This window comes from Streptomyces sp. NPDC057438, assembly GCF_042802995.1.
Taxonomy (GTDB): Bacteria; Actinomycetota; Actinomycetes; order Streptomycetales; family Streptomycetaceae; genus Streptomyces.
This window is the reverse complement of sequence record NZ_JBHVDD010000068.1, coordinates 15,695-39,038: the sequence shown is the minus strand read 5'-3', so window position 1 is coordinate 39,038 and position 23,344 is coordinate 15,695. Positions and strand designations below refer to the sequence as shown.

Below are 23,344 nucleotides of genomic sequence, written 5' to 3'. Positions count from 1 at the left end.
CCCCGGGCGCACGGAAGACGACGTGACGCCGTCGACATGGCGCTGCCTCCCGGTGGGACACCGGGAGGCAGTCGGTCGGTCAGCCGTTGCGCGGGCCGGGGAAGGCCGTGGGTCTGACGTCCTCGCGGAGAGTGGGGCTGCCCGCCGTCGGCTGGGTGGGCATGTGCGCGGGCATGGGGGCCGGGATCGGGGCGGGCATCGAACGGGCCGCGGGGACCGTGGGGATGCCGGCGGCGACGTTGACGGTGCGGGAGCCCTGGGGCTCGCCCGTCCGCTCCGCCTCCGCGGCGGCCTGGGCCGCCGCGCGCCGGGCGCCGTAACGGCGGTGCACGGCCTGCTTGGTGACGCCGAGGGCCGATCCCACCGCGTCCCACGAGAAGCCGAGGGAGCGGTCGAAGTCCACGGCGGCCGTGACCAGGGTCTCGACACTGTCCCGCAGCTCCTGGGCGAGGCGGACGGTCGGGGCGGGGGCGCGTCCGTAGACGACGAAGCCCGTGGAGGGGCCGGAGCGGCGCGGGCGGTAGACATTGCCCAACTGGGCGGTGAGGGTGCGCAGTGCGTCCACCTGCCGGCGGACCCGCTCGATGTCCCGCACCAGCAAGTGCAGGCTGGCCCGAGCCTGGGCGTCGTGGGTTGCGTGGTCGGCCATGAACAAGCCTCTCGAACCGGCGTTGAAAAGGGGCAGTGCCGCGAATGCGGCCCGTAGTGGTCAACTCTTTCTTGACCAACGCGAATTCGCTCCGCTGGTCACGGTGTGGGGGCGTGGCGGCATATGCGCGGGGCGCGCGGGCGGGGATGCGCCCCCGCTGCCGCTGGGCCGTGGGGGTGCCCGTCCACGTACCGGCCGACAGGTACGGGCCGCCGTGGAGGTGCTTCGCCGTCAGGCGGGCCGGACGCGGAACATAGACTGGGGCGTTGCCCCGCGTCGTCGTGTGTGCGTCGTCGTGTGTGCGTCGTCGCGACGGGGTGGTCGAAATTCCGTGCGAGAGGCCGTCAGTCATCCATGAAGCTTGTCTTCGCTGGTACCCCAGAGGTCGCTGTTCCCGCGCTGGACGCGTTGCTCGCGTCGGGGAGGCATGAGGTGGCCGCGGTCGTGACGCGGCCGGACGCGCCCGCGGGGCGGGGACGGCGGCTGGTCGCGAGCCCGGTGGCGCAGCGGGCGGAAGAGGCGGGCATCGAGGTGCTGAAGCCGCGTCGGCCCGGGGACGAGGACTTCCTCGCGCGGCTGAGGGAGATCGCGCCCGACTGCTGCCCCGTCGTCGCGTACGGAGCCCTGCTGCCCCGGGTCGCCCTCGACGTGCCCGCCCACGGGTGGGTCAACCTGCACTTCTCCCTGCTGCCTGCCTGGCGGGGCGCCGCACCCGTCCAGCACTCGATCATGGCGGGGGACGAGATCACCGGGGCCTCCACCTTCCTGATCGAGGAGGGGCTCGACTCGGGGCCGGTGTACGGGACGGTCACCGAGGAGATCCGGCCGACGGACACCAGCGGCGATCTGCTGACCCGGCTCGCCTTCGCGGGCTCCGGGCTGCTCGCCGCCACGATGGACGGCATCGAGGACGGCACCCTCAAGGCCGTGCCGCAGCCCGCCGACGGGATCACCCTCGCGCCGAAGATCACCGTGGAGGACGCCCGGATCGACTGGGCCGCGCCCGCGCTGCGCGTCGACCGGGTCGTGCGCGGCTGCACGCCCGCGCCGGGCGCCTGGACGACGTTCCGCGGTGAGCGGCTGAAGCTCGTCCAGGTGGCGCCGGTGCCCGAGCGGACCGGGCTCGCCCCGGGCGCGCTCGACATCGGCAAGAACAGCGTCCACGTCGGGACCGGGTCGTACGCGGTGGAACTGCTCTGGGTGCAGGCCCAGGGCAAGAAGCCGATGCGGGCCGCCGACTGGGCGCGCGGGGCACGGATCGACGTCGGCGAGACCGTCGGTGACTGAGGCGCCCCCGCGGCGACCGGGATCGGTACCCCTCACCATGTCCGCAGGCCAGACCCGGCCGACGTCCGGCGCTCCGTCCCCGCGGCGTAGGCTGGGCGTGGCATCTCGACCCATATCCGGAGCACCTTTTTCGTGAGTGAGCAGTCCCGTCGTCCGGGCAAGCCGGGCAAGCCCTACCGTCGTCCTCAGAAGGACCCCGTCCGCATGCTGGCCTTCGAGGCGCTCAGGGCCGTCGACGAACGGGACGCGTACGCGAACCTCGTTCTGCCGCCGCTGCTGCGCCGGGCGCGGGAGAAGGAGGGGCCCGAGAAGTTCGACGCGCGGGACGCGGCGCTCGCGACCGAGCTGGTCTACGGGACGCTGCGCCGGCAGGGGACGTACGACGCGGTCATCGCGGAGTGCGTGGACCGGCCCCTGCGCGAGGTCGACCCGCCGGTGCTCGACGTGCTGAGCCTCGGCGCGCACCAGCTGCTGGGGACGAGGATCCCCACCCATGCCGCCGTGTCCGCCTCGGTGGACCTCGCGCGGGTCGTGCTCGGCGACGGGCGGGCCAAGTTCGTGAACGCCGTGCTGCGCAAGATCGCCCAGCATGACCTCGACGACTGGCTGGAGCGGGTCGCACCGCCCTACGACGACGATCCGGAGGATCACCTCGCCGTCGTGCACTCGCATCCCCGCTGGGTCGTCTCCGCGCTCTGGGACTCCCTCGGCGGCGGGCGCGCCGGCATCGAGGATCTGTTGGAGGCCGACAACGAGCGGCCCGAGGTCACCCTCGTGGCCCGGCCCGGCCGGGCCACCACCGAGGAACTGCTGCGGGAGGAGGCCGCGGTGGCGGGGCGCTGGTCGCCGTACGCCGTGCGGCTCTCCGAGGGCGGTGAGCCGGGCGCCGTGGACGCCGTACGGGAGGGCCGGGCGGGTGTGCAGGACGAGGGCAGCCAGCTCGTGGCGCTCGCGCTCGCCAACGCCCCGCTGGAGGGACCCGACAAGGCCTGGCTCGACGGGTGCGCCGGACCCGGCGGCAAGGCCGCGCTGCTCGCCGCGCTCGCCGCCGAGCGCGGGGCCGTGCTGCTCGCCTCCGAGAAGCAGCCGCACCGGGCGGGACTGGTCGCGAAGGCGCTGCACGGCAACCCGGGCCCGTACCAGGTGATCGCCGCCGACGGCACCCGCCCGCCGTGGCGGCCCGGCGCGTTCGACCGGGTGCTGATGGACGTGCCCTGTACGGGGCTGGGGGCCCTCCGGCGGCGGCCCGAGGCCCGCTGGCGGAGGCGGCCCGAGGACCTGGAGGGCTTCGCCCCGCTCCAGCGCGCGCTGCTGCGGACCGCGCTGGACTCCGTACGGGTCGGTGGGGTCGTCGGCTACGCGACCTGCTCGCCCCACCTCGCGGAGACCCGCGCGGTGGTCGACGACGTGCTCAAGAGTTACGGCGACGCGGCCGACCTCATCGACGCCCGGCCGCTGCTGGAGGGCGTACCGGCGCTGGGGGAGGGGCCCGACATCCAGCTGTGGCCGCATCTGCACGGGACCGACGCGATGTACCTGGCTCTCATCCGCCGGGTCGCGTAGCCACGCGTTCCCTCGGGGGCGGTGCCCCGCCGTCCTCGTGGGCGAGCCGGTGGGGCCACCACACCTTCGGTCCGACGTCCAGGAACAGGGCGGTGACCAGGACGGACCGCACGACGAAGGTGTCCAGGAGGACGCCCAGGGCCACCGCGAAGCCGATCTCGGCGAAGGCGACCATGGGGAGCGTGCCGAGGGCCGCGAAGGTGCCGGCGAGGACCAGGCCGGCCGAGGTGATCACCGCGCCTGTCGTCGCGAGGCCCGTCACCACGGCCTTGCGGGTGCCCTGGTGGGCGGCCTCCTCGCGGATGCGGGTGGTCAGGAAGATGTTGTAGTCGATGCCCAGGGCGACCAGGAAGACGAAGACGAACAGGGGGAAGTCGGTCGACTCGCCCGCGTAGTCGAAGAGGTGTCTGAACGCGAGCGCGCTGATGCCCAGCGCGGCGGCGAAGGACAGGATCACCGTCCCGATCAGCAGGAGCGGGGCGATCAGGGCGCGGAGCAGGGCGCAGAGGATCAGCAGGACCACGAGCAGCACCAGCGGGATGATCAGGATGTTGTCGCGGGTGGTCGCCTCGTCCATGTCCAGCAGGGCCGCCGTACCGCCGCCCACCTGGGCGTCGGCGTCCGGCACCGCGTGGACGGCGTCCCGGACCCGTTCCACGGTCTGCTTGGCGGCCTCGCTGTCGGCGGGGTCGGACATGGTGGCCTCGAAGAGGACCCGGCCCTCGTGGGCGGGTTTCGTGCCGGGCGGCAGGCCGAGCGAGTCCGGCACGACCCCTTCCGTGTCGGCGACCGCGCGGCCCACCTCCCTGGCCTGCGCCTGGTTGCTGACGATCACCAGGGGGTCGCCGCTGCCCGCCGGGAAGTAGCGTGCCGAGACCTCCTGGCCGACGATCGAGTCCGGTTTCCCGGTGAAGGCGTCCGCGTTGCCGATGCCCTCCGCGCGCAGCTGGATCAGGCCCAGCGAGCACAGGGCGAGGGCGGCGGCCGTGGCGACCCAGACCGTGCGCGGCCGGCGGGAGAAACGGCGGCCCATCCGGGCCCAGACACCGTTCTCGGTCGGGTCGGCGGTGCCGAGGTGCGGGATCACCGGCCAGAAGATCCAGCGGCCGAAGATCACCAGCAGGGCGGGGAACAGCGTCATCATCGCCAGCAGCGCGACCGCGACACCGATGGCCGCCACCGGGCCCAGACCGCTCGTGGAGTTCATCTCGGCGGCGAGCAGCACCAGCATGCTCAGCACGACCGTCGCGCCGGACGCCAGCACCGCCGGTCCCGCCCGGTGCAGGGCGAGGGCCATCGCCTCGTGACGGTCCTCGTGACGGCGCAGTTCCTCCCGGTAGCGGGCCACGAGCAGCAGGGCGTAGTCGGTGCCCGCGCCGAAGACGAGGACGGTGAGAATGCCTGCGCTCTGACCGTTCACGGTCAGACCGGTGTGCTCCGCGAGCAGGTAGATCAGGGCCTGGGCCGTGAACAGGGCGGCGATGACCCCGAGCAGGGGGACCAGGATGAGGGTCGGACTGCGGTAGGTGAGCAGCAGCATCACGATGACGACGGCCATCGCGGACATCAGCAGCGTGGAGTCGATGCCCTCGAACGCCTCGGAGAAGTCGGCGGACGTACCGCCCGGCCCGGTGATGTGCACGGCGAGCCCGTCGCCGCCCTCACCCACGTCGTCCCGGATCGAGTCGACCGCCGGCGCGATCCGCTCCCAGCCCTTCTCGTCCATCGTGATCGGGACGAGGACCTGGGCCGCCCGCGGGTCGACGGCCCGGTCGTAGACGGGCCCCCGGGTCTGGTCACCGATGATCCCGTGGGCGGTGAGCCCCTTGAGCTCCCGTACGTCCGTCTCGATCGCCGCCCGGTCCTCGGCGGTCAGCCCGCCGTCCCGGGCGTAGACGACGACCGCCGGGATCTGTTCGGGCCGGAAGCCCTCGGAGATCTCCAGGACCTGGGTCGACTCGGCCGAGCCGGGAAGCCACGAGGCCGCGTCGTTGTCCTGGGCGTCGGTGAGTTTCGTGGCGAACGGTGCCACCACGAACAGCACCACCAGCCACAGTCCCAGCACGACCCACTTGGCCCGCCGCCCGCAGACGAGGTGCCCGATTCCCCGGTTCCCTGTCATACCGACCTCCAGAACCGCGCCCCGCAAGGGGCGCGGGGAACTGCGCGCTCGGCCGACGACGGCCCGCAGCCGGAAAACAACGGTCCCCAAGCCGGACCGATGCCCGCAACCCCCGGAGGGCATGGCAGGCTTGGCCCATGGCCGCGCAGATCAACCCCAGCATCCTGTCCGCCGACTTCGCCCGTCTCGCCGACGAGGCGAAGGCGGTCGAAGGCGCAGACTGGCTCCATGTGGACGTGATGGACAACCATTTCGTGCCGAACCTCACGCTCGGTGTGCCGGTCGTAGAGTCCCTGGCCCGTGCGACGCAGACGCCACTGGACTGCCATCTGATGATCGAGGCCCCCGATCGGTGGGCGCCCCAGTACGTGGAAGCGGGTGCGGGTTCCGTCACCTTCCACGTCGAGGCGGCCGCCGCACCGGTGCGGCTCGCCCGTGAGATCCGGGCCAAGGGTGCCCGGGCCTCCATGGCGCTCAGGCCGGCGACGCCGATCGAGCCGTTCGAGGACCTGTTGCCCGAACTCGACATGGTGCTGATCATGACGGTCGAACCGGGCTTCGGAGGCCAGGCCTTTCTCGACATCATGCTCCCCAAGATCCGCCGGACCCGCGAGTTGATCAGCAAGCACGGCCTCGACCTGTGGCTCCAGGTCGACGGCGGCGTCTCCGCGTCCACCGTCGAGCGCTGCGCCGAGGCGGGCGCGGACGTCTTCGTCGCCGGTTCCGCGGTGTACGGGGCGGACGACCCGGCCGAGGCGGTGCGCGCGCTGCGGGCGCAGGCGGAGGCCGCGACGGCGACCGCGGGCTGGGCCTGCGGCCACTGAGCCGCGGGTCGCACGGCCGTGCGAACACCGAGGTGATCGGGGCACGTCATGCGTATAGAGGGCCAAGGGAACGTGAACGACATTCCTTCGGGCTGATCGAAAACGTCGGATCTGCAAGGATGAACGGCGTATCCATGTGTGAAAGAGCAGTGAGGAGATGACCGTGTCGGGTATGTCGGCGGGCCGGTCAGCCATGCGGATGGGACCCGCTGAGCTGGTTCAGGCGGCGGCCATGGCCCGCCGTTTCTACCTAGAGGGCAAGTCGAAGATCCAGATCGCCGAGGAGTTCGGCGTGAGCCGCTTCAAGGTGGCCCGGGTCCTGGAGACCGCCCTCGAACGGGATCTCGTACGCATCGAGATCCGCGTCCCCGCGGAACTGGACGCCGAGCGCTCCGACGCGCTGCGCGCCCGCTACGGCCTGCGGCACGCCGTGGTCGTCGAGTCCCCGGCCGAGGCCGAGGAGACGACCGATCCGGAGAACCTCGGCGAGGTCGCCGCGGACCTGCTCGGCGAACTGGTGGACGAGGGGGACATCCTCGGCCTCGCCTGGGGCCGCTCCACCATCCACATGGCGGCCGCCCTCGACCGGCTGCCGCCCTGCACGGTGGTGCAGCTGACGGGGGTGTACGACGCCGGGACCGCCGAGCGCGGCTCGGTCGAGGCGGTCCGGCGGGCCGCGCAGGTGTCGGGCGGCGACGCCCACCCCATCTACGCGCCGATGCTGCTGCCGGACGCGGCGACCGCGAGCGCGCTGCGCCACCAGACGGGCATCGCGCGGGCCTTCGAGTACTTCGACAAGGTCACCGTCGCCTGTGTCTCCATCGGCTCGTGGGAGGCGGGCATCTCCACGGTGCACGACATGCTCAGCGACGAGGAGCGCGCCCACTACGCCTCCCTCGGTGTCGCCGCGGAGATGTCCGCGCACCTCTTCGACGCCGAGGGCCGCCGCGTCGGGCGGGACCTGGGCGAGCGGTGCATCACGGTCAAGGCCGACCAGCTCCGCCGTATCCCCGAGGTCGTTGCGATCGCGGGCGGGCAGCGCAAGGCGGCCGCGATCGACGCGGTGCTGCGGTCGGGGCTGGTGACCAGCCTCGTCACCGACACCTCGGCGGCGGACTATCTGCTGACGGCCGGCCAGACGCCCCGGCCGGCGCTCAACCGGGCGGATCCCGACGGCGTCTGAACAGCGCCGTCCGGGCCCCCACCGGTACTCGTGGGGCGCGGCGCGCTGCCCGGTCCGGGTGGTGCGCCCGGGGATACGCGGAGCCGATCGCGTGTCCCCGGGCGCGGCCCGGCCGCCCCGGGGGGCCGTGACCGACAGCGACGCCGGGGTGCGTGCGCCGGGCCCGCACCGGCTCCGGCGCCGGTGGCACTCTGCCGGATCGTGCTTGCTCTCGGAGGATCCTCCCAGAGCGGCCACCGCCCCTCTGGACGATCCGCCGGGGTCGCTCACACCCGCCGACATGGGAGAATGAGGTACGTGCTCTTCCCCCTGGCGGTCCTGTCAGGGGGTCACCTCTGATCGACCGGGATGTGCGGCACGTGCGTTTCCTCAATGACATCCAGCCCGCCTACGACCTGACGTACGACGACGTCTTCATGGTCCCGAGGCGTAGCGCCGTCGGATCGCGGCAGGGCGTGGACCTGGCCTCCCCGGACGGCACGGGCACCACCATCCCGCTCGTCGTCGCCAACATGACCGCCATCGCCGGCCGCCGCATGGCCGAGACGGTGGCCCGCCGCGGCGGTCTGGTGGTCATCCCGCAGGACATCCCCAACGAGGTCGTCACCGACGTCATCTCCTGGGTCAAGAGCCGCCACCTCGTTCTCGACACCCCCATCGTGCTGAATCCGCACCAGACCGTCGCCGACGCGCTGGCCCTGCTGCCCAAGCGGGCTCACAACGCGGGCGTCGTCGTCGACGAGGCGCTGAGGCCCGTCGGAGTCGTCACCGACGCGGACCTGACCGGTGTCGACCGCTTCACCCAGCTCGAAGTCGTCATGTCCCGGGACGTGCTGCTCCTGGACGCCGGCATCGACCCGCGCGAGGCCTTCAACCGGCTCGACGCCGCCAACCGCCGCTACGCGCCCGCCGTCGACGAGGACGGCCGTCTCGCCGGCATCCTCACCCGCAAGGGCGCGCTCCGCGCCACGCTCTACACCCCCGCCGTCGACGCGCACGGCAAGCTGCGCGTCGCCGCCGCGATCGGCGTCAACGGCGACTTCGTGGGCAAGGCCAAGCAACTGCTCGACGCGGGCGTCGACACGCTCGTCATCGACACCGCGCACGGCCACCAGGAGTCGATGATCAACGCGATCAAGCTGGTGCGCGACCTCGACCCCCGGGTGCCGATCGTGGCCGGCAACATCGTCGCCGCCGAGGGCGTGCGGGACCTGATCGAGGCGGGCGCGGACATCGTCAAGGTCGGTGTCGGACCCGGCGCGATGTGCACCACCCGCATGATGACCGGGGTCGGGCGGCCGCAGTTCTCCGCCGTCCTGGAGTGCGCGGCCGAGGCGAAGAAGTACGGCAAGCACGTGTGGGCCGACGGGGGCGTGCGGCACCCGCGCGATGTCGCCATGGCGCTGGCGGCGGGCGCGTCCAACGTGATGATCGGGTCCTGGTTCGCCGGGACGTACGAGTCGCCGGGCGACCTGCAGCAGGACGCGAGCGGGCGGCTGTACAAGGAGTCGTTCGGGATGGCGTCGGCGCGGGCGGTGCGCAACCGCACGAGCGAGGAGTCGGCCTACGACCGGGCGCGCAAGGCGCTGTTCGAGGAGGGCATCTCGACGTCGCGGATGTTCCTGGACCCGGCCCGGCCGGGGGTCGAGGACCTGATCGACTCCGTGATCGCGGGGGTGCGGTCCTCCTGCACGTACGCGGGGGCCGGATCCCTGGAGGAGTTCGCGGAGCGGGCCGTCGTGGGCGTGCAGAGTGCTGCCGGATACGCGGAGGGCAAGCCGCTGCACGCCAGCTGGAGCTAGGGCCCTGCTGACGGATCTCCGTGGGAGAAGGAGCGGCGTTCGGTGCGTGCTCTCGGCGTGCCGGGCGTCGCGACGCCGCGGAGATCCGGCAGAAGGGCCCTGGGGCCGGGGCGTCTTCGCACTCGGCGGAGCTGTGCGTCGGCGGGCGCGGGCGCCGTCGTGGCCTGTCGCTCCGAGGCGGCGGGGCCGCATCTCGCATGCAGCCCCGCGCCCCCGACTCCGTCGGCGCCGCGCAACGGTGGTGAGGGGCCGCGCAACGAAGCTCCGCGCACCCGCGAGTAACGCAATGATCTTGCGTCGGCGCGCAAGGTTGCCGCATTACGCTCGCGAAGCTCCGCCTCATAGGGTCAGGCGCTGTACGTGGCGTGGCGGGGACCGCCTGCTCGGTGGCCCCCCGCTGTCCGGTGCTGTCGGTCCTCACCCGCCCTGACCGGCAGCGATGAAGGAGCCACGCGTGCTCGACCAAGGCGCACCCCCGCAACACGAGAATCAGCCCGCCCCGCCGTCCGGTGGCGTCGGGGCGCGGCTGATGCGCCGCAAGCCCGTGGAACGCCTGGTCGCAGAGGGCGGTCAGGGTGAGGGCGGGTCGCTGCGGCGGTCCCTCGGACTGTGGCAGCTGACGATGATCAGCATCGGCGCCACGCTCGGCACCGGCATCTTCGTCGTCCTCGGCGAGGCCGTCCCCGAGGCCGGGCCCGCCGTCACCCTCTCCTTCGTGATAGCCGGCCTCACCGCGCTGTTCTCCGCCCTGTCGTACGCGGAGCTGGCCGGCACCATCCCGGTCTCCGGGTCCTCGTACTCGTACACGTACGCAACGATGGGCGAGCTGGTGGCCTGGGTCTGCGGCTGGTGCCTGGTGCTGGAGTACGGGGTGTCGGTGGCGGCCGTCGCGGTCGGCTGGGGCGAGTACCTCAACGAGCTGCTGGACGGGACGATCGGTGTGACCATCCCGGACGCACTGTCCGCGCCGCCCGGTGACGGGGGCGTGTTCAACCTGCCCGCCCTGATCGTCGTCCTGCTCGCGATGGCGTTCCTGCTGGGCGGGGCCCGGGAGTCCGCCCGCGCCAACACGATCATGGTCGTGGTGAAGATCGCCGCCCTGCTGCTGTTCTGCCTCATCGGCGTGCAGGGCTTCCGGTCCGGCAACTACGAGAACTTCATGTCGCTCGGCATGGCGGGGGTCAGCGCGGCCGGGGCGACGCTGTTCTTCTCGTACATCGGGTTCGACGCGGCGTCCACCGCCGGCGAGGAGGCGAAGGACGCGCAGCGGGACCTGCCGCGCGCGATCATGCTGTCGTTGCTCATCGTCACCGCGCTGTACGTGCTGGTCGCCGCCGTCGCGATCGGCGCACGGCCCTGGAAGGCGTTCGGCGAGTCGGAGGCCGCGCTCGCCGGGATCATGAAGGACGTCACTGGCGACGCGTTCTGGGGGACACTGCTGGCGGCCGGTGCCGTCATCGCCATCGCGAGCGTGGTGCTGACCGTGCTGTACGGGCAGACCCGGATCCTGTTCGCCATGTCCCGGGACGGGCTGGTGCCCAAGGTCTTCTCCCGAGTGCACCCGGGGACCGGGACGCCGCGGGTCAACACCGTGATCGTCTCGCTGTTCTGCGGTGTGCTGGCCGCCGCCATCCCGCTCGGGCAGCTCGCGGACGCCACGAGCATCGGGACGCTGTTCGCGTTCGCGCTGGTCAACGTGGCCGTCGTGGTGCTGCGGCGGACCCGCCCGGACATGCCCCGGACGTTCCGGGTGCCGTTGTCGCCGGTGCTGCCCGGACTGGGACTGGCGTTCTGCGTCTGGATGATGGGCAGCCTCGACACCGTCACCTGGGTCGTCTTCGGCGTCTGGATGGCCGCCGGGCTCGTGTTCTACTTCAGTTACGGCTACCGGCGCTCGCGTCTCGCGGCGGCCCCGGTCCCCTCGAACCCCTCGTCCCCGTCGGCTCCCCCGTCCCCGTCGATTCCGGAGAAGTGATCCACCCGCAGTGCTGAACCATCTCGACGAACGCATCGTGCACGCCCTCGCCGAGGACGCCCGCCGCTCCTTCTCCGACATCGGCCGGATCGTCGGGCTGTCCGCGCCCGCGGTCAAACGGCGGGTGGACCGGCTCCGGGCGACCGGAGCGATCACCGGCTTCACGGTCCGGGTCGACCCCGCCGCGCTGGGGTGGGAGACCGAGGGATTCGTCGAGATCTACTGCCGGCGCAACACCTCGCCGGAGACGATCCAGCGGGGGCTGGAGCGCTATCAGGAGGTCGTCGCGGCGTCGACCGTCACCGGTGAGGCCGACGCCGTGGTGCAGGTCTTCGCCTCGGACATGCGCCACTTCGAGCGGGTGCTGGAGCGGATCGCCGGAGAGCCGTTCGTCGAGCGGACCAAGTCGGTGCTGGTGCTCTCGCCGCTGCTGCGACGGTTCTCCTCCGGGGCGCCCGGCTGAGGGGCCCCGCCCGGCCCCTCAGGGGGCCGCGGTCTTCCTCGCCAGGGCGTTGTTCCCTATCGAGTTGTGCACGCTGAAGCTCACCGCGTCCGGGCGGTAGCGGTCGTCCGACCACTCCACCGGCCGGCCCTCGCGGGTGGTGGTGACGCGCCGGACCCGCAGCAGGGGGCTCGTGCGGCGCACGGCCAGGAACTCGGCGTCCTGGGCCCCGGCGGCCACGGCGTCGATGACGTGCTCGCCGTAGGCGAAGACCAGGCCCGTGTCGTCGAGCAGGCGCTGGGTGACGGACGGGCAGTCCGCCTCGATGGGCTCGACGGCGGGGGAGATCCAGTCGGCGTAGACCGTGCGCTCCAGCAGGACGGGCCGGCCGTCGAGTCCGCGCAGCCGCAGCACGTGCAGGACACGGGCGCCCGGGGCGACCTGGAGGCGTACGCGGTCCTCGGCGGTGGCGCTCCGGTACTCCTGCGCGATCACCCGGCCCGTCGCCTCGCGGCCCATCGCGCGCGCCCACTGGGCGAAGCTGCGCAGCTCCTCGAAACTCTGGCTGCGGCGGCCGGCCAGGACCACACGGCGGGCACCCTGGCGTGAGCCGATGAGGCCCTCGGCGGCCAGCGTCGCCACCGCCTGACGGACGGTGCCGCGCGAGACGCCGTAGCGGGCCGCGAGTTCGGTCTCCGGCGGCAGCAGACTCCCCACCGTGTGGTCCTCACGGTCGATCGCCCGCCGCAGCTCCTCGGCGATCTCCTCGTGTCGCGCCGCCATGGTCCCCCTCCGCTCGTCCTTCGCCACTGTGCACAGCGCGCCCAGCCTAGCGAGCCCGGGGAGGGAAGCACCGAACCCCGGGAGCAGCCCGTGATTGTGCGGGAAAACGTGCACGAGTATTTCGCCGGAGTTTACCTGCGTGATATGAAGCGCGGACGTAATGAGGCCAACTTGTTCAGACAAGTGCTCCACCCGGATCGTCCCGCTGCGCGTACCCCTGGAGAGCTCGTGACCCTCTTCCTGACAAGAACCGCCGTGATCGGCGGCGGCCTCGCCGTCGCTCTCACCCTCAGCGCCTGCGGCGCGGCCCCCGAGACACAGACCACCGACGACGGCGTCAACGCGGCCACCGCGACCTCGGCCAAGGACTTCGGCGGCATGGACGCGCTCGTCGCGGCGGCCAAGCAGGAGGGCAAGCTCAACGCGATCGCCCTGCCCCGCGACTGGGCCAACTACGGCGCCCTCATCGACGGGTTCCAGAAGAAGTACGGGATCAAGATCGAGGTCGAGAACCCGGACGGGGCCAGCCAGGACGAGATCAACGCCGTCACCTCGCGCAAGGGACAGGACCGGGCACCCGACGTGCTCGACCTGGGCAGCTCGTTCGCCATCAGCGCCGCCCAGCAGGGCCTGCTCGCGCCGTACAAGGTGGCCGCGTTCGGCGACATCCCCGAGGTCCAGAAGGACCCGAAGGCCCGCTGGTACAACGACTACGGCGGCTACATATCCATCGGCTGCGACGCCAAGCGCGTGAAGCAGTGCCCGCAGACCTTCGCCGACCTGCTGAAGCCGCAGTACAAGGGACAGGTCGCCCTCAACGGCAACCCCACCAAGTCCGGCTCCGCCTTCGGCGGCGTCTGGGCGGCGTCCCTGGCGAGCGGCGGATCGTTCGACGACATCCAGCCCGGCCTCGACTTCTTCGCCAAGCTGAAGAAGAACGGCAACTACACGCCCGTCGAGTCGACGCCGGCCACCGTCGAGAAGGGCGAGACGCCCATCAGCATCGACTGGGACTACCTGAACGCCGGATACGCCGACGAGTTCAAGTCCAAGGGCGTCGACTGGAAGGTCGTCGTCCCCGCGGACGGCAAGTTCTCCCAGTACTACTCCCAGGCCATCAACAAGGACGCGCCCCACCCGGCCGCCGCCCGGCTCTGGCAGGAGTACCTCTACAGCGCCGAGGGCCAGAACCTCTGGCTCGCCGGATACGCCCGTCCCGCCCTGATGATCGCCATGGAGAAGGCGGGCACCCTGGACAAGACCGCCGCGGCCAAGCTGCCCGCGGTGTCCGGCACGCCCGAGTTCCCGACCGAGGACCAGCAGACCAAGGCCAAGGACGTCCTCGGACAGGGCTGGGCCAAGGCGGTCTCCGGGTGACCGCCCTCGTCACCGGGGCCGACCCGGCACTGGTGGCCGCCGCTTCCGTGAAGCGGCGGCCCCGCCCCGGGGGCCTGCTCGCCGTGCTGCCGCTGCTGGTCTTCGTCGCGATCGCCTTCGGACTGCCGGCGATCGCCATGCTGAACGGCGCCTTCACCGTGAAGGACCAGGCGACGGGCGCCTCCTCGTACAGCACGGCGAACATGACGGCCTCCGTGCAGGGGGCCTACCTCACGGCCATGCTCGGCAGCGTGAAGCTGTCCGCCGTCTCGGCCGGCATCGCGGCCCTCCTCGGGCTGCCGCTCGCCCAGGCCGTGGTGACCTCACGCTTCCCGGCGCTGCGCGAGGCGGTGCTCACCGCCTCCGGGGTGCTCGCCAACTTCGGCGGTGTCCCGCTCGCCTTCGCCTTCGTCGCCACCCTCGGCAACGCCGGTGTGCTGACCAAGCGGCTGGGCCTGACCGACAAGGGCTGGGACCTCTACAGCTTCTGGGGCCTGGTCATCGTCTACCTGTACTTCCTCATCCCGCTCATGGTCCTCACCATCACGCCCGCCCTCGACGGACTGCGCGTCCAGTGGCGGGAGGCCGCGCAGAACAACGGCGCCACCGGCCTGCAGTACTGGATCCATGTCGCCCTGCCCGTGCTCGCGCCCTCGCTGCTCGGCGGACTCGTGCTGCTGTTCGGCAGCGCCTTCGCCGCGTACGCCACCGCCGCCGCCATGGTGGGCAGCTCCATCCCCCTGGTGACCCTGCAGATCGCCGACGCCATCTCCGGCAACGTCCTCGTCGGCCAGGAGAACGTGGCGCTCGCCCTCAGCCTCGACATGGTCCTGATCGCCGGGCTGGTCATGGCCGTGTACCTGCCCCTGCAACGACGGAGTGCGCGATGGCTGGCCTGAACCCCGGGCGCCCGGCCGTACGGCGCCCCGCCCTCTGGCGCCCGCTCGTCCTCGCCCTCGCCGGGCTGTACTTCCTCGTCCCGCTCGCCGCCTCCGTGGTCTTCACGGTCGACGTACCGGGTGAGGGCATCACCTTCGACGCCTACGGCCAGATCCTCGGCACCGACGGCTTCGTGAGCAGTCTGCTGCTCTCGCTGGAGCTGGCCGCCGCGACGATCGCCGTCGTCCTGCTGCTGATGGTGCCCGCCATGGTCGCGCTGCGGCTCGGCGCGCCGAAGCTGCGGCCCGTCGTGGAGGTGGTGTGCTCCCTGCCGCTGGTGGTGCCGCCGATCGCGTTCGTCGCGGGCCTCGGCACCGTGCTCAAGTGGGGACCCGAACACCTCTCCAGGACCCCGCTGTTCCAGACCTTCGTGGCGATCCAGAACCCCGACTTCCCCGTGGTGCTGGTCCTCGCCTACGTCGTGATGGCGCTGCCCTTCGTCTACCGGGCGTTGGACGCGGGCCTGCGCGCCATGGACGTACCCACCCTCGTCGAGGCCGCCCGCAGCTGCGGGGCGAACTGGCCGCAGGCACTGGTGCGGGCCGTCCTGCCCAATCTGCGCGGGGCGCTGCTCAACTCCGCGTTCCTCACCCTGGCGCTCGTGCTCGGCGAGTTCACCGTCGCCCAGCTGCTGGGCTTCCGGCCGTTCGCCGTGTGGATCGTCAACGTCAGCGGCTCGCAGGCCCAGCTCTCCGTCGCCGTCTCGGTGCTCAGCCTGCTCGTCACCTGGGCCATGCTCCTCGCGCTCGCCTCCTTCGGCGGCCGTACCCCAACCGCCTCCGCCTCCCGGGGATGAACGATGACCGTGCTTGAGAATCTTGAGAAATCAGCGACCGGTACCGCCGCCACCGTCGAATTCCGTGGCCTGCGGCGGCAGTTCGGCGCGACCGTGGCCCTCGACGGCCTCGACCTGGCCGTCCGGCCCGGTGAACTGCTCGCGCTGCTCGGCCCGTCCGGCTGCGGCAAGACCACCGCGCTGCGGATGCTCGCCGGCTTCGAACACCCCGACTCCGGCGAGGTGCTCGTCGACGGCGAGGACGTCACCCGCGTCCCCGCCCACCGGCGCGACGCCGGGATGGTCTTCCAGTCGTACAGCCTCTTCCCGCACCTCAGCGCACTCGACAACGTCGCCTTCGGGCTGCGCATGCGCAAGGTGCGCACATCCGAACGGCGTTCCCGCGCGGCCGAGTTGCTCGACCTCGTGGGCCTCGCCGACAAGGGTGCCCAGTACCCCCACCAGCTCTCCGGCGGCCAGCAGCAGCGCGTCGCCCTCGCCCGGGCGCTCGCCCTGCGGCCCCGGGTGCTGCTGCTCGACGAACCGCTCTCCGCCCTCGACGCCAAGGTGCGGCTCACCCTCCGCGAGGAGATCCGCCGGCTCCAGCAGGAGTTGGGCATCACCACCCTGTTCGTCACGCACGACCAGGAGGAGGCGCTGTCCATGGCGGACCGGGTCGCCGTGATGCACGCCGGGCGGCTCGAACAGTGCGCCGCGCCCGTCGAGTTGTACGGGCGCCCGGCCACCGCCTTCGTCGCCGAGTTCGTCGGCACGATGAGCCGCATCCCGGGTCGGCTGGACGGCACGACGGTCGAGGTGCTGGGCCGCCGGCTGCCCGTGGACGGCGCCGCGCCGGCCGCCACGGAGGTGGACGTCCTCCTGCGGCCGGAGGCGGTCGGAGTGCGGGCGGACGACACCGGTGACGCCCGGGTGACCGCCACCGCGTTCCTCGGCGCCGCCACCCGCCTCACCGTGCGGCTCGCCGACGGCACCGAGGTCAAGGCCGACCTGCCCACGCACGAGGCGGCCGGGCTCGGCTCCGGCGCGGCCGTCACCGTGAGCCTCCCCGAGCGGCCGGTGCTGGTCGCCGACCGTGCCCCCCGCTGACCGGCCACCCCTGCCCGCCCGGCCCCCACGGCCGGGCGACACCCCGACACCCCCACGGAAAGGGAGACCCTTGTCCCGACTGCCGCTCCAGGCCGCCCTGTTCGACATGGACGGCACGCTCGTCGACACCGAGCGGCTCTGGTGGGACGCGGTGGAGGAGGTGGCCGCCGGCCTCGGGCGCGCACTGACCGAGGCCGACCAGCCGGACGTCCTCGGCCGTCCGGTCGAGTACACCGCCGCCTGGCTCGCCGGGATCACCGGCACACCGCCGGACCGGCTCGCCGACGAGCTGCACCGGGAGTTCGCCGACCGCGTCCGCACCGGCATCGTGCCCCGCCCGGGTGCGCTGGAGCTGCTGCGGGCCCTGGCCCGCGAGGGCGTCCCCACCGCCCTGGTCACCGCCTCCCCGCGGGCCGTCGCCGACACCGTCCTCGACGCCCTCGGCCGCGACCTGTTCGCCGTCTCCGTCACCGCCGACGACACCGAGCACACCAAGCCGGCCCCCGACCCCTACCTCGCCGCCTGCCACGCCCTCGGGGTCGAACCCGCCGCCTGTGTGGCCGTCGAGGACACCCGTACCGGAGTCACCTCGGCCGAGGCGGCGGGCTGCGTGGTCCTCGCCGTGCCCTCGCTCGCGCCGATCGACGAGGCCCCCGGACGGACCGTACGGGAGAGCCTGGAGTCCGTGACCCCGGCGAGCCTGCGCCGCCTGGTCGACCCCGGAGGACCCACCCTGCGCGTGATGACCTGGAACCTCTGGCACGGAGGCACCCGGGTCCGCGACCACCGCGCCAAGCAGCTCAAGGTCATCACCGAGACCGGCGCCGACGTGGTCGGCCTCCAGGAGACGTACGGCACCGCAGCGCGCGAACTCGCCGACGCCCTCGGCTGGTACCACCACCAGGCGGGCGACAACCTCGGCATCATCAGCCGCCACCCGATCACGGCCCGCTTCGGCGACCCGGACGTCGGCTTCTACGGGGCGGCCGGCGTCCGCGTCCGCACCGGCTCCGGCGCCGAGGTGGACGTCTGGACGGTCCACCTGGACTACAAGCCCTACGGACCCTACGAGGCCGCCTTCGACGGGCTGGAGGCGGCCGAGCTGATCGCGCACGAGGAGGTGCGGCTCGCCCAGCTGCGGGACTGTCTGCGCCGCATCGACGGCAGCGTGCCGGTCGTCCTCGTGGGCGACTTCAACAGCCCGTCCCACCTGGACCGGCCCGACGTCGACTGGCCGGTCACCCTCGCCGCCGAGACGGCCGGTCTGCGCGACTCCTACCGGGAGGCCCACCCCGACCCCGCATGCCAGCCGGGTCACACCTGGTCGCCGATCCACGTCGAGCACGAGGACGGCAGCGGCCGGCCGGAGCCCCAGGACCGCATCGACTTCGTCCTGCACCGGGGCCTCGCGGTCCTCGACTCCCGGACCTGTGTCAGCGGCACACCCCGCCCCTGGCCGGACGTCGAGGACAACGACTGGCCGTCGGACCACGCGGCGGTGATCACCACGTTCGCTCCGGTCACCGCCGCCGGGACATGACGCCTTCCGATATTCCGGTGGGCCGGACGGGCCCGCCGGACTAACATCGGTGCCATGACCTGGCGACATTGATCCACCAGCCGTGCCCGCTCCCGAGGGCCGCCTCGGACGCCGTACCGACGACGTCCGATCCGCCCCCTCGGGAAGGCCTCATGACTCTCTCACCCGCGCGTGTGCCCGGTGCCCGGACCAGTGGTGTCCGTCGGCTGACGGCCACGCTGTACGGCTACGCGTTCCTCGACGAGTTCGTCCTGCTCTACCCGGTGTACGCGCTGCTGTTCAGCGACGCCGGACTGTCCCTGTGGCAGATCTCCTCCCTGTTCGCCCTGTGGTCGATCACCGGGATCGTGCTGGAGGTCCCGTCCGGCGCCTGGGCCGACACCGTCTCCCGACGGCTGCTGCTGTGGCTCGGCCCGCTGCTCACCGCCGCAGGCTTCACCCTGTGGGTGGCCGTCCCGTCGTACGGGGCCTTCGCCGTCGGCTTCGTCCTCTGGGGCGTACGCGGCGCCCTCGGCTCCGGCGCGCTGGAGGCGCTGGTCTACGACGAACTGGACCGGCTCGGCGCGGCCGACCGCTATGCGCGTGTCATGGGCCGGGCCCAGGCGCTCGGCATGGTCGCCGTGATGGCGGCGATGGGCCTGGCGGGGCCGGTCCTCGATCTCGGCGGCCATCCGGCCGTGGGTGCGGCGAGCGTGCTGGTGTGCGTGCTGACCTCGGTGGCGGCCACCCGGTTCCCGGAGCACCGGCCGGCGGTGGCGGGCGACGGTGACCGGGTCTCCGCCCTCACGACCCTGCGGACCGGGCTCGCCGAGGCCCGCCGGGACCGGTCGGTGCGCGGGGCGCTGCTGCTCGTGCCGGCCGTCGGCGCGGTGTGGGGCGCCCTCGACGAGTACACACCGCTGCTGGCCCGGGACACCGGGGTGGCCGAGGCGACGGTTCCCTATCTGCTGCTGGTGATCTGGGTGGGGCCGGCCCTCGGCAGCCTGCTGACCGGGGTGGGGGAGCGGTTGAGCCGGGCCGGGCTGGGGGTGGTCCTGGCGGGTTCGGCGGTCGCGCTGGCGGTGGGCGCGCTGCTGGGGACGCCGGCCGGTGTCGGGCTGGTGGCCGTCGCCTTCGGTGGCTTCCAGCTGGTGAACGTGCTGGTCGACGCACGGCTCCAGGACCGGATCGAGGGGGCGCGACGGGCGACGCTGACGTCCGTGGCGAGCATGGGGACGGAGGTGGCGACGGTGGCCGTCTTCGCCGCCTACGCCATGATCGGTGCGGGGCACGCGCACGGGACCGCGTTCGCCGTGTTCGCGGTGCCGTATCTGGTGACGGCGGGGGTGCTGGTGATGCGCAGAGGCGCATAGAGGGCGGGGCGTGGGGCGCGTGGGCGGCTGCGGGGCCGGTGTGGCCGGTCGCGCAGTTCCCGCGCCCTTGGCGGGCGCCGGTGGTGCCCTCTTCCCGGTGCGCAACGAATCGCCGCCGATGCTCATTCGGGCGCAACGAAACACCCATCGGTGCGCAATGGCGGCCGCTTGTCCGGTTCGGCGCGCCGACCGTACCGTCTAGGTGACCCCCGCCCCCCTTCTTCCCGGTGAGGAACACGCATGCGTACCGCCCTGCTCCAGAGCTCCGGTCGGCCCGGCTCGGTCGTCGGGAATCTGAAGGTGCTCGACGAGGCCGCGGGGCGGGCGGCCGCCGCCGGGGCGGGGCTTCTGGTGGCGCCGGAGATGTTCCTCACCGGGTACGCGATCGGTGACGAGATCGCGCGGCTAGCCGAGAGCGCCGACGGGGACTCGGCCGACGCGGTCGCCGAGCTCGCGGGCCGGCACGGGGTCGCGATCGTGTACGGGTATCCGGAGCGTGCCGGTGACGCGGTCTTCAACTCGGCGCAGCTCGTCTCCGCCGACGGCGAGCGGCTGGTGAACTACCGCAAGACCCATCTTTTCGGCTGCTTCGAGCGCGACCACTTCGCGCCGGGCGAGCGGTGCGTCGTCCAGGCCGAGCTGAACGGACTCCGCGTCGGGCTCCTGATCTGCTACGACGTGGAGTTCCCGGAGAACGTCCGTGCCCACGCCCTCGCCGGAACCGACCTGCTGGTGGTGCCGACGGCCCAGATGCATCCGTTCCAGTTCGTCGCCGAGTCCATGATCCCGGTGCGGGCCTTCGAGAACCAGATGTACGTCGCCTACGTCAACCGGGTCGGCCGCGAAGGGGAGTTCGAGTTCGTCGGGCTGTCCACGCTGGCCGGGCCCGACGGGATCGCCCGCACCCGCGCCGGGCGCGAGGAGGATCTGGTCCTCGCCGACGCCGACCCCGCCTTCCTCGCGGCCTCGCGCGCGGCGAACCCCTACCTTCAGGACCGGCGCCCCGCTCTCTACGGGTCCCTCGTCTGAGACCCGTCCCACCACCCCGCACACCCCTTTCCGCTAGGAGTCCGTACCCCATGACGTCCACCGTGCCCAACGCCATCGAGCACGCAGACGAGCAGCAGCCGCCGATCACCATGTTCGGCCCGGACTTCCCGTACGCGTACGACGACTTCCTGGCCCATCCGGCCGGGCTCGGCCAGATCCCGGCCACCGAGCACGGCACCGAGGTCGCGGTCATCGGCGGCGGGCTGTCCGGCATCGTGGCGGCGTACGAGCTGATGAAGATGGGGCTCAAGCCGGTCGTGTACGAGGCCGACCGGATCGGCGGGCGCCTGCGGACCGTCGGATTCGACGGGTGCGACCCCTCGCTCACCGCCGAGATGGGGGCGATGCGCTTCCCGCCGTCCTCCACCGCGCTCCAGCACTACATCGATCTGGCAGGTCTGGAGACCCGCCCCTTCCCCAACCCCCTCGCCGAGGCCACGCCCTCGACCGTCGTCGACCTCAAGGGCGAGTCCCACTACGCCGAGACGATCGACGACCTGCCGCAGGTCTACCGGGACGTCGCCGCCGCCTGGAACGCCTGCCTCGAAGAGGGCGCCGACTTCTCCGACATGAACCGGGCCCTGCGCGAGCGCGACGTGCCGCGCATCCGGGAGATCTGGTCGAAGCTCGTCGAGCGGCTCGACAACCAGACCTTCTACGGGTTCCTCTGCGCATCCGAGGCCTTCAGGTCCTTCCGGCACCGCGAGATCTTCGGCCAGGTCGGCTTCGGCACGGGCGGCTGGGACACCGACTTCCCGAACTCGATCCTGGAGATCCTGCGGGTCGTCTACACCGAGGCCGACGACCACCACCGCGGCATCGTCGGCGGCAGCCAGCAACTCCCGCTGCGGCTCTGGGAGCGTGAGCCGAAGAAGATCGTGCACTGGCCGTACGGGACGTCCCTGAAGTCCCTGCACGTCGACGGCGAGCCGCGGCCCGCCGTGACCCGGCTGCACCGGACCGCCGGCAACCGGATCACCGTCACGGACGCGAACGGCGACATCCGCACCTACCGGGCGGCGATCTTCACCGCCCAGTCCTGGATGCTGCTGTCGAAGATCGCCTGCGACGACTCGCTCTTCCCGATCGACCACTGGACGGCGATCGAGCGGACCCACTACATGGAGTCCAGCAAGCTGTTCGTGCCGGTCGACCGGCCGTTCTGGCTGGACAAGGACGAGGACACCGGCCGGGACGTCATGTCGATGACGCTCACCGACCGCATGACGCGCGGGACCTACCTCCTCGACGACGGCCCGGACAGGCCCGCCGTCATCTGCCTCTCCTACACCTGGTGCGACGACAGCCTCAAGTGGCTGCCGCTGTCCGCGAACGAGCGGATGGAGGTCATGCTGAAGTCGCTCGGCGAGATCTACCCGAAGGTCGACATCCGCAGTCATGTCATCGGCAGCCCGGTGACCGTCTCCTGGGAGAACGAGCCCTACTTCATGGGCGCCTTCAAGGCGAACCTGCCCGGCCACTACCGCTACCAGCGGCGCCTGTTCACGCACTTCATGCAGGACCGGCTGCCCGAGGACAAGCGGGGCATCTTCCTCGCCGGCGACGACATCTCCTGGACGGCCGGCTGGGCCGAGGGCGCGATCCAGACCGCGCTCAACGCGGTCTGGGGCGTCATGCACCACTTCGGCGGCACCACCGACGCCACCAACCCCGGGCCCGGGGACGTCTACGACGAGATCGCGCCCGTTGAACTCCCGGAGGACTAGGGCCCCAGGGCCCTGCCGAAGGCGCCCGGGTACGGGCAGTCCGGCAGCGGGGTCAGCAGCATGCGGCCCGTCAGGCCCACCGCCGCGTCCAGGCTCCGGGCGGACTCCTCGGCGAGATCGGGGAGCCCGCGCAGCGCCCACAGGGCGCGCGCCGCCGACCAGGTGGCCTCGCGGGCGCGTTCCAGGCTCCACGCACCGAGCAGATGGGTGAGCGGATCGGCGAGCTGGAGCAGGTCCGGGCCGGGCATCAGCTCCTCGCGCACGCGCTCCTCCAGCGCCACGAGGACATCCCCCACGTGCTCGAACTCGTCCTCCAGATCGGAGGGTTCGCAGCCGAGCGTGCGGCAGGTGTCCACGACGGCCAGCGCGAGGTCGTGTCCGATGTGCGCGTTGATGCCGCACAGCGCGAACTGCAGCGGCCGTACGCCGGGATGGCGCCGGAACTGCAGCAACGGCCGCCAGCAGGCGGGGGCGTGCTCACCCTCGGCGACCCGCAGGTACCGCTCGGCGAAGAGCACGTCCAAGGTGACCGCGGCCTGCGCGTCCGGGAAGTGACCGGAGTCCAGCCGTCGGCCGATGTCCTCCGTGACGGTGAGGTAGACCCGGTTGAAGACGGCGATCCCGTCCCGCTCGGGGAGGACCGCCCCCAGGGCGCGCATACGGGAGACGACCGTGTCCACGGAGTCCGGGGAGCCCACGGGACGGGTGACCTGTTCCGACTGCGCCATAGGGGGCAGGGTCCCAGGCCCGGCCCGCCTCCGCCGCCGCCGTGCCCGGCGCGTCCCCGGAACGGGGTAACGCGGCGCGCCGACGGGGCGGCGAAGTCCGCTGTGGCGGCGTCCTCGAC

The 23,344-nt window shown here is 72.3% G+C and carries 19 protein-coding genes; 15 read left to right on the top strand and 4 right to left on the bottom strand.

Going from position 1 to position 23,344, the window contains the following annotated elements:
- Positions 1-79: 79 nt before the first annotated feature.
- Positions 80-649 carry a hypothetical protein gene (locus tag ACFU5F_RS29825; protein WP_383893753.1) on the bottom strand — a complete coding sequence of 190 codons (570 nt, stop codon included), beginning with the start codon at positions 647-649 and terminating at the stop codon, positions 80-82.
- 354 nt (positions 650-1,003) lie between these two features.
- On the opposite strand from ACFU5F_RS29825, the gene fmt reads away from it, so the two are divergent.
- Positions 1,004-1,936 carry a methionyl-tRNA formyltransferase gene (gene fmt, locus ACFU5F_RS29820; protein ID WP_383893751.1) on the top strand — a complete coding sequence of 311 codons (933 nt, stop codon included), beginning with the start codon at positions 1,004-1,006 and terminating at the stop codon, positions 1,934-1,936.
- A gap of 132 nt (positions 1,937-2,068) precedes the next feature.
- A complete protein-coding gene (locus ACFU5F_RS29815; RefSeq protein ID WP_383893749.1) occupies positions 2,069-3,499 on the top strand; it encodes an RsmB/NOP family class I SAM-dependent RNA methyltransferase in 1,431 nt (476 codons plus the stop codon).
- Here ACFU5F_RS29815 and ACFU5F_RS29810 read toward each other — a convergent pair.
- The gene (locus ACFU5F_RS29810) at positions 3,480-5,621 is read right to left on the bottom strand and encodes an MMPL family transporter (RefSeq protein ID WP_383893746.1); all 2,142 of its coding nucleotides are present in this window, start codon (positions 5,619-5,621) and stop codon (positions 3,480-3,482) included. The two genes, ACFU5F_RS29815 and ACFU5F_RS29810, sit on opposite strands and share 20 nt — an antisense overlap.
- Before the next feature lie 137 nt (positions 5,622-5,758).
- Between ACFU5F_RS29810 and rpe the strand changes: the two genes are divergently transcribed.
- The 5 genes from rpe to ACFU5F_RS29785 all read left to right on the top strand — a co-directional run bounded on the left by rpe (position 5,759) and on the right by ACFU5F_RS29785 (position 11,868).
- Entirely contained in the window at positions 5,759-6,445 is a 687-nt protein-coding gene (gene rpe / locus ACFU5F_RS29805; RefSeq protein WP_275459700.1) for a ribulose-phosphate 3-epimerase, read from the top strand.
- Between the two features lie 172 nt (positions 6,446-6,617).
- On the top strand, positions 6,618-7,628 hold the full coding sequence (locus tag ACFU5F_RS29800) for a sugar-binding transcriptional regulator (RefSeq protein WP_041671170.1): 1,011 nt from the start codon (positions 6,618-6,620) through the stop codon (positions 7,626-7,628).
- A 359-nt stretch (positions 7,629-7,987) separates the two neighbouring features.
- Positions 7,988-9,430, top strand: coding sequence for a GuaB1 family IMP dehydrogenase-related protein (locus ACFU5F_RS29795; protein ID WP_383893743.1), 1,443 nt, complete (start codon positions 7,988-7,990; stop codon positions 9,428-9,430).
- Between the two features lie 454 nt (positions 9,431-9,884).
- Positions 9,885-11,405 (top strand): amino acid permease, encoded by a 1,521-nt coding sequence (locus ACFU5F_RS29790; RefSeq protein WP_383893740.1) that lies wholly within the window; start codon positions 9,885-9,887, stop codon positions 11,403-11,405.
- A 10-nt stretch (positions 11,406-11,415) separates the two neighbouring features.
- Complete coding sequence (locus ACFU5F_RS29785; RefSeq protein ID WP_013005052.1) at positions 11,416-11,868, top strand: Lrp/AsnC family transcriptional regulator; 453 nt, start codon at positions 11,416-11,418, stop codon at positions 11,866-11,868.
- An 18-nt stretch (positions 11,869-11,886) separates the two neighbouring features.
- Here the strand turns inward: ACFU5F_RS29785 and ACFU5F_RS29780 are convergent, their stop codons facing one another.
- On the bottom strand, positions 11,887-12,630 hold the full coding sequence (locus ACFU5F_RS29780; RefSeq protein WP_318814446.1) for a GntR family transcriptional regulator: 744 nt from the start codon (positions 12,628-12,630) through the stop codon (positions 11,887-11,889).
- 228 nt (positions 12,631-12,858) lie between these two features.
- Here ACFU5F_RS29780 and ACFU5F_RS29775 point away from each other — a divergent pair, with 228 nt between their 5' ends.
- The 8 genes from ACFU5F_RS29775 to ACFU5F_RS29740 all read left to right on the top strand — a co-directional run bounded on the left by ACFU5F_RS29775 (position 12,859) and on the right by ACFU5F_RS29740 (position 22,497).
- The gene (locus ACFU5F_RS29775) at positions 12,859-14,007 is read left to right on the top strand and encodes an ABC transporter substrate-binding protein (RefSeq protein ID WP_383893736.1); all 1,149 of its coding nucleotides are present in this window, start codon (positions 12,859-12,861) and stop codon (positions 14,005-14,007) included.
- On the top strand, positions 14,004-14,906 hold the full coding sequence (locus ACFU5F_RS29770; RefSeq protein ID WP_383893734.1) for an ABC transporter permease: 903 nt from the start codon (positions 14,004-14,006) through the stop codon (positions 14,904-14,906). Before ACFU5F_RS29775 ends, ACFU5F_RS29770 begins: the two co-directional genes overlap by 4 nt.
- Positions 14,894-15,742, top strand: a complete 849-nt coding sequence (locus ACFU5F_RS29765) for an ABC transporter permease (RefSeq protein ID WP_383893731.1) — start codon at positions 14,894-14,896, stop codon at positions 15,740-15,742. The genes ACFU5F_RS29770 and ACFU5F_RS29765 overlap by 13 nt, the downstream gene beginning before the upstream one ends.
- Before the next feature lie 3 nt (positions 15,743-15,745).
- Entirely contained in the window at positions 15,746-16,828 is a 1,083-nt protein-coding gene (locus tag ACFU5F_RS29760; protein WP_383893728.1) for an ABC transporter ATP-binding protein, read from the top strand.
- Positions 16,829-16,898: 70 nt separating this feature from the next.
- The gene (locus tag ACFU5F_RS29755) at positions 16,899-18,368 is read left to right on the top strand and encodes an HAD-IA family hydrolase (protein WP_383893725.1); all 1,470 of its coding nucleotides are present in this window, start codon (positions 16,899-16,901) and stop codon (positions 18,366-18,368) included.
- A 152-nt stretch (positions 18,369-18,520) separates the two neighbouring features.
- Complete coding sequence (locus ACFU5F_RS29750; RefSeq protein ID WP_383893723.1) at positions 18,521-19,720, top strand: MFS transporter; 1,200 nt, start codon at positions 18,521-18,523, stop codon at positions 19,718-19,720.
- A gap of 240 nt (positions 19,721-19,960) precedes the next feature.
- Positions 19,961-20,749 carry a carbon-nitrogen hydrolase family protein gene (locus ACFU5F_RS29745; protein ID WP_383893721.1) on the top strand — a complete coding sequence of 263 codons (789 nt, stop codon included), beginning with the start codon at positions 19,961-19,963 and terminating at the stop codon, positions 20,747-20,749.
- A 50-nt stretch (positions 20,750-20,799) separates the two neighbouring features.
- The gene (locus ACFU5F_RS29740) at positions 20,800-22,497 is read left to right on the top strand and encodes a flavin monoamine oxidase family protein (RefSeq protein WP_383893718.1); all 1,698 of its coding nucleotides are present in this window, start codon (positions 20,800-20,802) and stop codon (positions 22,495-22,497) included.
- Here ACFU5F_RS29740 and ACFU5F_RS29735 read toward each other — a convergent pair.
- Positions 22,494-23,225, bottom strand: a complete 732-nt coding sequence (locus tag ACFU5F_RS29735; RefSeq protein ID WP_383893715.1) for a DUF5995 family protein — start codon at positions 23,223-23,225, stop codon at positions 22,494-22,496. The genes ACFU5F_RS29740 and ACFU5F_RS29735 overlap by 4 nt on opposite strands.
- Positions 23,226-23,344: the final 119 nt, after the last annotated feature.

What these genes read in the sequence shown, in the direction of transcription:
- ACFU5F_RS29825 (WP_383893753.1), bottom strand. Translation starts at nt 649, where the DNA reads ATGGCCGACCACGCAACCCACGACGCCCAGGCTCGGGCCAGCCTGCAC.
- fmt (WP_383893751.1), top strand. Translation starts at nt 1,004, where the DNA reads ATGAAGCTTGTCTTCGCTGGTACCCCAGAGGTCGCTGTTCCCGCGCTG.
- ACFU5F_RS29810 (WP_383893746.1), bottom strand. Translation starts at nt 5,621, where the DNA reads ATGACAGGGAACCGGGGAATCGGGCACCTCGTCTGCGGGCGGCGGGCC.
- rpe (WP_275459700.1), top strand. Translation starts at nt 5,759, where the DNA reads ATGGCCGCGCAGATCAACCCCAGCATCCTGTCCGCCGACTTCGCCCGT.
- ACFU5F_RS29800 (WP_041671170.1), top strand. Translation starts at nt 6,618, where the DNA reads ATGTCGGCGGGCCGGTCAGCCATGCGGATGGGACCCGCTGAGCTGGTT.
- ACFU5F_RS29780 (WP_318814446.1), bottom strand. Translation starts at nt 12,630, where the DNA reads ATGGCGGCGCGACACGAGGAGATCGCCGAGGAGCTGCGGCGGGCGATC.
- ACFU5F_RS29765 (WP_383893731.1), top strand. Translation starts at nt 14,894, where the DNA reads ATGGCTGGCCTGAACCCCGGGCGCCCGGCCGTACGGCGCCCCGCCCTC.
- ACFU5F_RS29760 (WP_383893728.1), top strand. Translation starts at nt 15,746, where the DNA reads ATGACCGTGCTTGAGAATCTTGAGAAATCAGCGACCGGTACCGCCGCC.
- ACFU5F_RS29750 (WP_383893723.1), top strand. Translation starts at nt 18,521, where the DNA reads ATGACTCTCTCACCCGCGCGTGTGCCCGGTGCCCGGACCAGTGGTGTC.
- ACFU5F_RS29745 (WP_383893721.1), top strand. Translation starts at nt 19,961, where the DNA reads ATGCGTACCGCCCTGCTCCAGAGCTCCGGTCGGCCCGGCTCGGTCGTC.
- ACFU5F_RS29740 (WP_383893718.1), top strand. Translation starts at nt 20,800, where the DNA reads ATGACGTCCACCGTGCCCAACGCCATCGAGCACGCAGACGAGCAGCAG.
- ACFU5F_RS29735 (WP_383893715.1), bottom strand. Translation starts at nt 23,225, where the DNA reads ATGGCGCAGTCGGAACAGGTCACCCGTCCCGTGGGCTCCCCGGACTCC.